The sequence below is a fragment of the Anaerovorax odorimutans genome (assembly GCF_024459955.1).
In the GTDB taxonomy this organism is placed as follows: domain Bacteria; phylum Bacillota; class Clostridia; order Peptostreptococcales; family Anaerovoracaceae; genus Hominibacterium; species Hominibacterium odorimutans_A.
Genome location: NZ_JANFXK010000027.1, coordinates 20,228 through 32,284, shown reverse-complemented (window position 1 = coordinate 32,284; position 12,057 = coordinate 20,228). Strand labels below are relative to the sequence as shown.

Here is a 12,057-nt window from a genome sequence, read left to right as displayed (position 1 = left end):
CGAAAAAACGAGTTCTTGTTGATCTTTTTTCAAGGATAGCAGGGCATGGGAGCATGGAAACTCGATCTATATGCGACTTTGAACAGGAGCAGCGGCCGCAAACCTTGAAAAAGCCTCAACAATAAAGCTGAAACGGAGCGGTTGTTGAACAAAATATGCAAATTGCTTAAAAAGGTTGACGGTGCAGGCAAATAGCTGTAAAAATGTAGTATAACCTCATGAAAGAAGGTGATCGCTTGAGGATTATCAATTTTGACCTTTCAATGAAGGACTTATTCTGGGGCAATATTCTTCTGATTGTCTGCTGCGGGTTTTACCTGGCGTGGTGGCTGCTGGCTTTCAGGCCGGAAGACGCGATCAAGGGGATGAAAAGCGGATGGCTTTTGATTCCGGCTGCTTTGGCAGGGTTCATTGCTGTCGCGCTGATCGTGCAGGGTGTGACCGCGGCACCTGCGATGCGGGAGCTTTTCCCCGGCAAATGGCTTATATGGGGCGGTATCGCAGCCTACATTATACTGCTGGTGATTACCCGTCTGTTTTTCAACCGGCCAGTGACATCGGAGCTGCTGTTAATCATAGGCTGGGCCGTGCTGGCTCTGTCGGAAATCAATGCCCTTTACGGTATGCATGGCTTTTCCCGGGGGACGGCGCTGGCCTTTGCTGTGGTTGTTACGGCGGCGCTGCTGCTTTGCCTGGTCTGCTATGTACTCTACTACCGACTGGACAGCCGTATGGCCTATTGGGATGGCATGATGCCGCTGTTGCTGGCGGCGCTGGTCATGGCAGGAATTTCTGTAGTTATGGCCATTGAATAGAGCCTGAAAAAAGAATCCGGGGTGGATCGTGCAGATAAAATGGGAGGAGCTTGAAAGGGCGATGTACAGCTTTAAAAACAAGAAATTGTGAATTTTAACTATAAAAATATAAAAACGTTGTTTTTTAACACAAAAACGCATTGACTTTCTTAAAAAATCCTTTATAATAGGTTGTGCTAGGCTGAAAAATAGTGTATATATAAGGACAAACAAGAAAATTTTGAAAGAAAAGGAAGAATGCGAAATGAAATTAACAGGATCACAGTTAGTAGCGGAAATTTTGTTAGAGCATGGTGTGGATACGGTATTCGGATACCCGGGCGGAACGGCCCTCAATCTATACGATGTGCTGTATGAGTACAGAGACAAAATCAAGCACGTCCTTACGGCCCATGAGCAGGGTGCTGCCCATGCGGCGGACGGCTATTACAGAGCTACTGGGAAAACAGGCGTTGTCTTTGCCACCAGCGGACCGGGAGCAACCAATCTGGTCACAGGCATCGCAACTGCTTTCATGGACAGCATTCCGATGATTGCCATTACGGCCAATGTGCCCGACAGCCTGATCGGACGTGACGCTTTCCAGGAAATCTGCATCACAGGTGTGACCTTGCCGATCACAAAGCACAGCTTCTTTGTAAATAGAATCGAAGACCTGGAGCATGCCATACGGGAATCCTTCCGAATTGCCAATAGCGGAAGAAAAGGACCGGTACTGATTGATATTACAAAAGACGTTACTGCCGACACGATCGACTATAAAAAGGGCAAACCGCTGCCTCTCCAGTCCCACCCGCTGGCGGACGACGATGAAGTGGCGGAGATCGCTGAGATGATTAACCAGGCGGAGCGCCCTGTCATTTACTTCGGCGGAGGCGTAGCGGCTTCCGATGCCGGCGACGAACTCAACGAGCTGCTGGAAAAAGCGGATATCCCGGCTACATATACTCTGATGGCCGCAGGAATTCTGGGATACGAAAACAAGCGGAATCTGGGCCTGATCGGAATGCACGGCAGCATTGCTGCCAACCGGGCGGTGGACAGAGCCGACCTTCTGATCGCTTTGGGATGCCGGTTCAGCGACCGTGTAGCGCTTAACCCGCAGAAATTCGCAAAGCGCGCGAAAAAAGTCCAGGTGGATATTGATAAGAGCGAAATCAATAAAAATGTTATCGTAGATAAAAGCGTTATCAGCGATGTAAAGGACTTCCTTGAAAAGCTGCTGCCGATGATCGAAAAGAGGGATCACGCAGAATGGGTGGCGCAGTCCACAGAGTGGAAGAAAAAGACCGGCGATGTGAAGTGCCAGGACGCGGAGCTTCACCCCAGCGAGGTGGTAACGGCCGTATGTGATCTCACTGATAAAGAGACGATCTACGTTACCGACGTAGGCCAGCATCAGATGTGGGCCGCCCAATATTTGAAACACGATAAAACAAAAGACTTCATTACCAGCGGCGGGCTGGGCACCATGGGATTTGGCTACGGAGCGGCCATTGGGGCGCAGGTGGGCTGCCCGGAAAAGAGGGTCATCCACTTTACCGGAGACGGTTCCTTCCACATGAATCTCAACGAAGCCTGCACAGCTGTCAGCGAAGAGCTTCCTATTATAACGATCATTATGAACAACCGGGTTCTGGGCATGGTTTACCAGTGGCAGACCAGCTTCTACGGACGCCGTTATTCCGCGACAACGCCGGAAAGAAAGACCGACTTCCCGAAACTTGCCGAAGCTTTCGGAGCAAAGGGATTTTCCGCGTCAACGCCTACAGAGTTTGAGGACGTATTCAAGAAGGCGCTCAAGGAAAAGGGACCGGTTTGGATCGACTGCGCCATTGCGAGAGAAGAACGGGTACTGCCAATGATTCCGGGCGGCGGTACAGTTGAAGATATGATCATCGGATAGGAAGGAGAAGGCAATGGATAAGACACAGAAAAGAGAAGTAATCAGCATATTGGTCGATAACCAGTCCAACGTTCTGAGCAGAGTGGTCAGCCTTTTCGGAAGAAGGGGCTTTAACATCGATTCCCTGACCGTTTCCGCGACCAATAATCCGGAAATTTCCAGAATCACGATCGTGTTCACGGGAACCGAGCAGGCTCTGCATCAGATCCTGACGCAGACGGAGAAGCTGGAAGTAGTGCGGGATATTTTCACACTGGATGCGGCAAACAGTCTTTACAGGGAGCTGCTGCTGGTAAAGATTAAATGCGACAAGAACGACCGTACCGCGATTCGGGAGATTATTGAAATCTACAGAGGTAAGATTATCGACCTGTCCAAGGACAGCATGATCGTGGAACTCACCGGAGCACCGGATAAACTGGATGGATTTATGGATATGATGAACTGCTACGATATCGCCGAGGTCTGCAGGACCGGTATCACAGGTATCGAAAGAGGCATTCAGGAATATAACATCGAGAAAAAATAAAGTCTGACAACAAAAATTAATTTCAATAAATCATGTAAAGGAGATTTTAAAATGATTAAAAAGTACTATGACCAGGATTGCAATTTAGGATTATTAGACGGAAAAACCGTAGCGATCATCGGGTTCGGAAGCCAGGGCCATGCCCATGCCATGAATCTGAATGAAAGCGGCGTTAATGTAGTAGTTGGTCTGAGACCGGGCTCCGCTCACGTTGCAAAAGCAGAAGCTGCCGGATTAAAGGTAGTGGGAATCGAAGAAGCGGCTGAGGCCGGAGATCTGGTTATGATGCTGGTACCGGACGAACTGGCTGCGGATATCTATAAGAATCAGGTGCAGCAGCACATGAAGGAAGGCAACATTCTGGCATTTGCCCACGGCTTTAACATCCACTTCAATCAGATCGCTCCTGCGGCAGACCTGGACGTAATCATGATCGCTCCGAAGGGACCTGGTCATACAGTAAGATCTCAGTATGTGGAAGGTAAAGGCGTTCCCAGCCTGATCGCAGTTTATCAGGATGCGTCCGGCAAAGCCAAGGACTATGCTCTGGCATATGCTTCCGGTATTGGCGCAGGACGTGCAGGAATCCTGGAAACTTCATTCAAAGAAGAGACAGAAACCGACCTCTTTGGTGAACAGGCTGTTCTCTGCGGCGGCGTAACCGAGCTGATGAAGGCCGGATTTGACACACTGGTAGAAGCCGGATATGAACCGGAAATGGCGTATTTTGAATGTATCCACGAAATGAAGCTGATCGTTGACCTGATTAACGAAGGCGGATTCGACAAGATGAGATATTCCATCTCCAATACAGCTGAATACGGTGACTACAGAACTGGAACCAGACTGATCACAGAAGATACTCGAAAAGAAATGAAAAAAGTTCTTTCCGAAATTCAGGACGGAACCTTCGCAAGCGAATTCATTCAGGAATTCAACGCTGGCGGAAAAGCAAGATTCCTGGCAACCAGAAAGAAGGAATCCGAGCATCTGCTGTGCAAGGTTGGCGCTGAGCTGAGAAAGATGATGAGCTGGCTTAAGAAATAGGAAAAAGTTTTGCTCCGGCAATGTCCTCGGTCTGCGCTATATTGCTTGCGCGATACATAGGGCCTGCGGAGTTTGCTTGCGCAAGAACTTTTTCCTTGGCGAGAAAATAATAACTTAGTTGGGGAAGGGCAGTGGCGGTTTGAAAGATAAAGTTGTTTTGCTCCGGCAATGTCCTCGGCCTGCGCTGTATTGCTTGCGCGATACGCAGGGACTGCGGAAGTGCCCTGCCTTCTGGAGGGGCCGGGAAGCAGCAAGCTGTAGGCCGCAAAGGTAATGAAATAAAGTATTGATTGTCAAATGGGGCGGATGCGGGAAGGTATCTGTCCCATTGGTGTAGAAAGGAAGAAATTTATGACGCTGAGAAGTGCGAAAGTTACTCAGGGCGTGGAAAAAGCTCCTATGAGGAGTCTGTTCTATGCGATGGGATATACAAAAGAGGAGCTGGATCGGCCGCTGATCGGTGTGATATCAGCCAAGAGTGAGATTGTGCCGGGGCACATGCATCTGGACAAGGTGGCGGATGCGGTAAAGGCCGGTGTGCGGATGGCGGGCGGAACCCCAATCGAGATCCCGTCCATCGGTGTCTGCGACGGGATCGCCATGGGCCATATCGGTATGAAATACAGTCTGGCCAGCCGTGAACTGATCGCGGACAGCGTGGAGACCATGGTTATGGGCCATGCGCTGGACGGTGTGGTGCTGGTTCCCAACTGCGATAAGATCGTGCCGGGAATGGTCATGGCTGCCGTGAGAATGGATATTCCGGCTGTGGTATGTTCCGGCGGCCCGATGATGTCCGGCCTGGTAAACGGCGAAGAAACCAGCCTCTCCAAGATGTTTGAGGCCGTAGGCGCCAGAAAAGCGGACCTGATCGACGATGAACAGCTTTTGGAGTTTGAACAGAACACCTGTCCGGGATGCGGTTCCTGTTCCGGTATGTATACCGCCAACAGCATGAACTGCCTGTGTGAAGCGATTGGTATTGCGCTTCCGGGCAATGGGACGATACCGGCAGTGGAAAGCGGACGTATACGCCTGGCAAAACGTGCGGGCATGGCGATCATGGGACTGGTGGAAAAGGATATTACTGCCAGGGATATCATCAATGAAAAATCCATCAAAAACGCCCTGGCCTGCGATATGGCTTTGGGCTGTTCATCCAACAGCGTGCTTCATCTGCTGGCGATTGCCAATGAAGCGGGCATAGAACTTAATCTGAATATTTTCAACGAATTCAGCGGCAAGGTGCCCAACCTGTGCCATCTGGCCCCGGCGGGAGGCACCCATATGCACGATCTGAACAGAGCCGGCGGACTGATGGCTGTGTTCAGCGAACTGGATAAGAAAGGGCTGATCGATAAGAGCCTGATTACAGCTTCCGGGAAAACGGTGGGCGAAAACATGGAAGGTGCGGCGGTAAAGGATTATGATATTATCCGTCCGGTAAGCGAGCCTTACAGTGAAACAGGCGGTATTGCCATACTTTGGGGAAACATTGCGCAGAACGGATGCGTAGTTAAGAGAAGTGCCGTTGCTCCGGAAATGCTGACCCACTCCGGACCTGCCAGAGTGTTCAACAGTGAAGAAGAAGCCATCGACGCGATCTACGGCGGCAAAATTGTAGACGGAGATGTGGTTGTAATTCGTTATGAAGGACCGAAGGGCGGACCGGGAATGCGGGAAATGCTCAACCCAACCAGCGCTCTGGCCGGCATGAAGCTGGATAAGACCGTGGCCCTGATTACTGACGGAAGATTCAGCGGGGCCAGCAGAGGCGCATCCATCGGCCACGTCGCCCCTGAGGCAGCTGCCGGCGGGAATATCGCTTACCTGCAGGAAGGCGACATCATCGAGATCGACATTCCGGCATCAAAGATCAACGCTAAGATCAGCGATGAAGAATTTGAGAAAAGAAAAGCCGCCTATACGGCGCCTGATTTTGGAGCCAAATCAGGGTGGCTGGCCAGATATCAGCGAAATGTCACATCGGCTGACCGGGGAGCGGTAATGGAGTAGAGCCTGCAAGAAGTTTTTTTCAGACCAGAATACACGGAGCATTTAGATAAATGATTTTTAGACAGCGCAGGTTTTGCGCTGTCTACTTTTACTATGGAAAATATTTGAAAGTTACTTGAGAAATAGACGGGGATATGGTACCATATAGAAGCGACATGGGGAGAAGGAAGGTAACATGGACATCGATGAAATGGGCTTGAGATTGGCGGAGGCGTATGACAAAATACGCGCAGTCAATACAGACATAAAAAATGAAGCCGATGGTCTGAAAGGGGAGATTCGTACACAGCTCTCCGATATGGAGCTGGAGCTGGAGACGGAAAAGGACAGCCTGCGGGCGGTCATGAAAGCCGAGCTTTGCGAATTCAGAAAGGCGCTTAAGGCGCAGACCGAGGAACTGAAAAAAGAGCTTCAGGCCGAGATGGCTGATATAGACGGTACGGAAGAGCCGGTCCCCGAAGCAGGGGATGACGCGGATGCGGTCTCTCTGGCCAAAGGATTGGAATCAGAGCTGGAAGAAATGAAAGCGCAGATGCAGATAAACATACGGGAAATGGAAGAACAGTCAGAGCAAGAGATGGCTGTACTTATTGAGCGATCAGGAGATGAACTGGCTGCGGCGCTTGAAGAAGTGATCCAAAAGGCCAAGCATATGCCTGAGGAAGAAGATACGAAAGAATAATCAGCATAATGAGAAACTGGTGTCGTAGAGATACCAGTTTTTTTGTAAAGAAATTCGTTTTCCGGCATATAATATATTCGGACGTAAGACCGGGAGAGTAGACCTCCGGGAAGGATTAGAGTTGCAATAACCGGGTAACTGGTTTATGATGAAAAGAAAAGGGAGGAACAAAAGAGATGAAAGTGTATTGCTATCCAAAGTGCACCACCTGCAAGAAGGCGCTTAAATGGCTGGATGAGCAGGGCAAGGAGTATGAGTTGATCGATATAAAAGAAGACAACCCGTCCAGGGAGGTGCTGAAAGAGGCCTATGAAAAGAGCGGGCTTCCTTTAAAAAGGTTTTTTAACACCAGCGGCCTCAAATACAAGGAATTGAAACTGAAAGACAGGCTGCCGGAGATGTCTGAGGACGAGCAGCTGGAGCTTCTGGCTACGGACGGAATGTTGGTGAAACGGCCTCTGGTCATTAAGGACGGAGTTGTTCTGACGGGATTCAAAGAAGCGGAATGGGCTGAAAAGCTTTAAAGCTGAGAACGTTATAATACAAGGAACCAATGGATCAAAAGGAGGAACCTGCTATGAAATGTGGATTTGCAGCGAAGAAGAACGGAACGCCAAAGGAAGATATCACAAGGGATCGGGATCCAAAGACAAAGGGGCTGTTAGGCGGCCTGGCAGTCACGACCGGCTTGCTTGCCGGAATCGCGGCGCTGAGCCTTTGGGCAGCGAAACGGTTGAAGGGTGACGACTAAGCAGGAAAGGACAGGGACGGGCTTTATTGCTCGTCTTTTTTCTTTGCTATATCGTTTTCCGATGATGGGAGAAGAGACGCCATAGCAATGCCAACAGCGATGAGGAGTGCACCTGCGAGGCCGAAAGGAGACAGGCGTTCGCCCAGAATAAAAAAGGCAGCGATTGCCGTAAAGACCGGTTCCGTACAGAATGCCAGAGAAACAAAAGTGGCTGAGACCTTCCTCAGGGCGATGTTCTGCAGAATATAGGCGACGCAGGTGCAGCCCACGGCGAGATAAATGACAGCGGCCCAGCCTTCAGGCGCAGCCTGGCTCAGATCGCGGACATCCTCAAAGATAACCGCAAAGAAGAAAGAGACGGCCGCAGTGACTGCGCACTGGGATGCTGACAGGGCCAGGGGACCGATATCGCTTACATGCTTGGAGCTATAGATCAGCATGCCGGCTCCTGCCAAAGCACTGAGCAGCGCCATGAGTTCGCCGATGCCGAAGGTGAAGCTGCCTCCGTTGGCACAGAGAAAGTAGAGGCCGACCACAACGAGAAGTATAATCAGCGCAAATTTTCCGCTGATTTTTTGCTTCAGTATAAAAAACGAAAGTATCGGCGTGAAGACCACGGAAAAGGCCAGCAGGAATCCGACGATGGTAGCATCGGTCAGATGCAGGGCGAACGTGGAAAAAATAAAGGATGCGGCGGTGAACAGTCCGATCACGACGCAATCGGGGATATAGGCCTTTTTAAACTGCGGGATGATTTTGTGGCCGAAGACCAGCATGAACAGAGCAAAGGCCAGCGTAAAGCGAATTCCCATGCAATAGAAGGGCGGAATGGTTTCCACGCTGATTTTCGTAATCGGATTGCCGACTCCCCAGATGAAGCACTGCAGCAAAATAAGCCCTCCGTAAAAGAAGGGTCTGTGCTCGCTGTGTTTTTTCATGGGATCACTCTCCTTCCGCAGGGTAATATCTGGCGCTGTTTCCCAAGTCAAACTTTCCTCCGGCGGCCAGCTCGAAGTGAAGCTTGGCAATCCCCAGATCTACGTAATCGAACCGATAGGTATCCGGCACGGAAGCTCTGAGAATACCGGCTTTATAGAGGAAAAGCACCTTTTGCGTATTGCGGGTAGAGGGTGCTTTTTGCACGGCCTTCATTCCCTTCTTCAGCCAGAGCGGCGGCTCGCCGATCACTTCGGACATTTCGCCGATTGATTTTGTCTTTCGATGGATTGCTTTATAGAGCATCCGTTCCCGAAGGGTTTCATCCTGGGGTACGTTTCCCACCGTGATAACGCAGACCAGCTCTTCGCCGGGCGCTTTGCGGATTCCGGAAGAGTCAAACGTTCCTCCGACCCAGCAGGTTCCCAGTCCCAGAGCGGTGGCTTCCAGCACCAGCAGTTCTCCATAATAGCCGATCTTTTCCTTCAGGTCAGGATCATCGGCAGGTCCCTTCATGATGAAAAGGGAACGGACGCCTTTGAACAGTCCATAGCTTTTGCGGATGCCGGCAAAGGCCGCGCCGCCGTTTTCCATAAAGCGGACGGTAAGACCGGATTTCTGGTTGTATTCGTCAATGCGGCTTTTTAACAGTGATATCTTTGATGCCTCGATAGGCGTGCCCGTATAAGAGCGGCGGGATTTTCTGATCTCAATTGCTTGCGTAATATTCATTTTCTACCTCCCAATGTCTGTGAAGAAACGATATCATAGTTTTGTCCGAAATTCAACCTTGGGAAGCGTTCATTTTTGTGATAAAATAGCATCGTATGAGTAAAATTTTAGGAGTAAGTATGAGAAGTGAAATTGCAAAAGGAATGAAAGATGCGATCCCTATTTGCGCAGGCTATCTGGCAGTAGGGTTTACTTTTGGGATGGCGGCCATTTCCAGCGGTGCCACAGCGGGAGGCGCTACCCTGATTTCGTTTACGAACTTGACATCGGCAGGCCAGTTCGCCGGCCTTACTGTGATCGCAGCAGCGGCCCCATATTTTGAAATGGCCCTGACGCAGCTGGTTATCAATCTCAGATACGCGCTCATGTCGCTGTCCTTATCACAAAAACTGGATGCTTCCATAACGAGAGTGGAGAGGTGTATCATCGCCTTCAGTATAACCGATGAGGCTTTTGCTTTAGTCAGCACCCAGGAAGGAAAAGTCGGAAAATATTACATATATGGGATCATGTCGGTATGCATCGCATCCTGGACATCGGGAACTTTTTTCGGGGCCGTTGCCAGTTCGGCCCTGCCGGAAGCAGTCAGCAGCGCACTGGGCATTGCGATCTACGGCATGTTTCTGGCAATTATAATTCCGCCGGCCAAAAGAGAAAAGTCCATTACCGCGGTTATTTTGATCGCAGTTATATTAAGCTCTCTGCTTCACTGGGTTCCGGTTCTGAATCAGGTATCGCCGGGATTCGCGATTATCATCTGCACCGTCATCGCTTCAGCCGTGGGGGCCGTGGTTCATCCTGTAAAAGAGGAGGAACTGTATTCATGAATTTTTACATATATGTGCTGGTGATGGCAGTGGTGACTTATCTGATTCGGATGATTCCGCTGGTGCTTGTAGACCGTGAAATTAAAAATACCTTTATAAAATCGTTTCTGTATTATGTGCCCTATGCAGCGCTGGCTTCCATGACGTTTCCGGCCATCCTGTTTTCCACGACCCAGATGGCCGCAGCCATAGCGGGTCTGGCCGTAGCGGTATTCATGGCTTTCCGGGAAAAGGGGCTGCTGCCGGTAGCTGTGGGAGCCTGCGTGACGGTGTTCATTGTTGAGCAGGGGATGGAGTTCTTTGCGTTGTTTTGATAGTTTGGTGTTGCAGCGATGATGAAGGGGATGGAGGACTACGTAAAGTTGTGGCTTTGCGGCAGGCTATGAACCTGCTGAAAACCGCCCCAAAAGGCAAATTGCGATTTTCATCAACACGCAGCGAAAAATCAGATTCGTGTTGAACTTTTTCAAGGGTAACAGAGCATGCGGGTGCGGAATCCCGATCAAAATGCCGTTTTTCACAGGAACAGAGGCCGCAATCCTTGAAAATACCTCAACAACAAGGCTAAAATGGATCCGTTGTTGAGAAAATTCGCATATCGGCTGAAAAAGCCTCGACTTCCGCATCCATTGCTCGAAAAAGCGTCGATTCCCCATCCATCAATGAGGACCGCCTTGGCCGCAAGCTACGACCTTGCGACCAAGGCGCTTTTTTTAGGCCAATGGTCGCGGAATTTATCAGGAAAACCGGAATTTGGTCGCAAACCCGCAGCCGCTTTCTGGTTTTCTGCTGCGCCCGGGCCATGCTCCACGTTTCTTGCACCCGGGCCGCGCTCGAACTTGCTCGGCCAAGCTATGATCCGTCCTTCTTGCGCCCGGGCCGCGGAAAGCGGCCCAACCTCTGAAAAATCTGTCAAAAAAATCAGCCGCGTATCTTCACAAAAAAGACGGCGGCTGACCTCTTACTCCCTTTCCTCAGCAATTTCCGCATCGCCGGCGATGCGCGATTCCAAGACCTCGCTCAGAATCCGATTGAGCTTTTCGCGGCAGAATTCGGGCGTGTACTGATCGATATGGGACCACTCAAACTGAGACATCAGGTAGATGCCCATAATAATATCCACGATATCCGAAGTTTTGATATCCTTTCGCAGCGTTCCCTGCGCCTGCCCCTCCATGACCAGCTCCTCAAAGAGGCGGATCATATCCATGCGGGTCGCGTACAGGGGACTTTCCTCGCAGGAGTTGAGATAGGTGATTTTTCTGGCGAGACTGATATAGCGGATGGAGTCCACGATCAAAAGCTCCAGGGCCTGGCGTATCTTTTCCACCGCATTTTTTTCGTCCTTCAAATCCTTTGAAATTAAATCGCCAACCTGCTCCAGCTCTTCCTCGGCAATTCCGATCAAAAGACTTTCCTTATTGGGAAAATAATTGTAAAGCGTGGCTTTTGACACTTCCGCTCTGTCGGCCACATCCTCAATGGTGGTGCTTTCGTACCCTTTGCTGCTGAACAGCCTTCGGGAAGCCCGGAGGATGCGCGCACGGCATTTTTTTTTGTTCAATTCTCTGCGGGACAATTGTCGTTCCATGGGATTCACTCCTTTCTCACAAGGGACCCTGAACGCTTCATGCATTAAATGTTCCTGCCCTTATTCTACACCAAAACAAAAAACGAGACAACGTATAATTTTACACTTGACGTAAAAGTTGTACCGTAGTACAATTAGACTGAAAATTTAAATAACGTTTGCGCACTTCACGCGCGAAAAGACATCCAAAGGCGCTGACCGAACACACTGTTGTTGATGGCTGCA

13 protein-coding genes are annotated in these 12,057 nt (G+C 50.2%); 10 read left to right on the top strand and 3 right to left on the bottom strand.

The genetic code is table 11. The features are described from left to right. Positions 1 to 236: 236 nt before the first annotated feature. The 8 genes from NE619_RS16645 (at position 237) to NE619_RS16610 (ending at position 7,746) form a co-directional block, all read left to right on the top strand. Positions 237 to 815 carry a hypothetical protein gene (locus tag NE619_RS16645; RefSeq protein ID WP_256133597.1) on the top strand — a complete coding sequence of 193 codons (579 nt, stop codon included), beginning with the start codon at positions 237 to 239 and terminating at the stop codon, positions 813 to 815. 244 nt (positions 816 to 1,059) lie between these two features. Continuing rightward, entirely contained in the window at positions 1,060 to 2,721 is a 1,662-nt protein-coding gene (ilvB, locus tag NE619_RS16640) for a biosynthetic-type acetolactate synthase large subunit (RefSeq protein WP_256133596.1), read from the top strand. 13 nt (positions 2,722 to 2,734) lie between these two features. Continuing rightward, the gene (ilvN, locus tag NE619_RS16635) at positions 2,735 to 3,250 is read left to right on the top strand and encodes an acetolactate synthase small subunit (RefSeq protein WP_256133595.1); all 516 of its coding nucleotides are present in this window, start codon (positions 2,735 to 2,737) and stop codon (positions 3,248 to 3,250) included. Positions 3,251 to 3,301: 51 nt separating this feature from the next. Beyond that, on the top strand, positions 3,302 to 4,297 hold the full coding sequence (gene ilvC / locus NE619_RS16630; RefSeq protein ID WP_256133594.1) for a ketol-acid reductoisomerase: 996 nt from the start codon (positions 3,302 to 3,304) through the stop codon (positions 4,295 to 4,297). 351 nt (positions 4,298 to 4,648) lie between these two features. Further along, positions 4,649 to 6,313, top strand: a complete 1,665-nt coding sequence (gene ilvD / locus NE619_RS16625; protein WP_330640821.1) for a dihydroxy-acid dehydratase — start codon at positions 4,649 to 4,651, stop codon at positions 6,311 to 6,313. Positions 6,314 to 6,488: 175 nt separating this feature from the next. After that, positions 6,489 to 6,995, top strand: a complete 507-nt coding sequence (locus NE619_RS16620; protein WP_256133593.1) for a hypothetical protein — start codon at positions 6,489 to 6,491, stop codon at positions 6,993 to 6,995. Between the two features lie 176 nt (positions 6,996 to 7,171). Further along, complete coding sequence (locus NE619_RS16615) at positions 7,172 to 7,519, top strand: arsenate reductase family protein (RefSeq protein ID WP_256133592.1); 348 nt, start codon at positions 7,172 to 7,174, stop codon at positions 7,517 to 7,519. Between the two features lie 53 nt (positions 7,520 to 7,572). Continuing rightward, positions 7,573 to 7,746, top strand: coding sequence for a hypothetical protein (locus NE619_RS16610; protein WP_256133591.1), 174 nt, complete (start codon positions 7,573 to 7,575; stop codon positions 7,744 to 7,746). Positions 7,747 to 7,769: 23 nt separating this feature from the next. Here NE619_RS16610 and NE619_RS16605 read toward each other — a convergent pair whose 3' ends face one another. Together NE619_RS16605 and NE619_RS16600 are read right to left on the bottom strand one after the other, a co-directional pair. Continuing rightward, positions 7,770 to 8,684: a DMT family transporter gene (locus tag NE619_RS16605; protein ID WP_256133590.1), complete on the bottom strand. Its 915-nt coding sequence runs from the start codon at positions 8,682 to 8,684 to the stop codon at positions 7,770 to 7,772. A gap of 4 nt (positions 8,685 to 8,688) precedes the next feature. Continuing rightward, positions 8,689 to 9,414, bottom strand: coding sequence for a nitroreductase family protein (locus tag NE619_RS16600; protein WP_256133589.1), 726 nt, complete (start codon positions 9,412 to 9,414; stop codon positions 8,689 to 8,691). Between the two features lie 119 nt (positions 9,415 to 9,533). Between NE619_RS16600 and NE619_RS16595 the strand changes: the two genes are divergently transcribed. Together NE619_RS16595 and NE619_RS16590 are read left to right on the top strand one after the other, a co-directional pair. After that, complete coding sequence (locus NE619_RS16595; RefSeq protein ID WP_256133588.1) at positions 9,534 to 10,241, top strand: AzlC family ABC transporter permease; 708 nt, start codon at positions 9,534 to 9,536, stop codon at positions 10,239 to 10,241. Next, positions 10,238 to 10,555, top strand: a complete 318-nt coding sequence (locus NE619_RS16590; protein WP_256133587.1) for an AzlD domain-containing protein — start codon at positions 10,238 to 10,240, stop codon at positions 10,553 to 10,555. Before NE619_RS16595 ends, NE619_RS16590 begins: the two co-directional genes overlap by 4 nt. A 647-nt stretch (positions 10,556 to 11,202) precedes the next feature. Here the strand turns inward: NE619_RS16590 and NE619_RS16585 are convergent. Beyond that, positions 11,203 to 11,832, bottom strand: a complete 630-nt coding sequence (locus NE619_RS16585; protein WP_256133586.1) for a TetR/AcrR family transcriptional regulator — start codon at positions 11,830 to 11,832, stop codon at positions 11,203 to 11,205. Positions 11,833 to 12,057 lie beyond the last annotated feature (225 nt).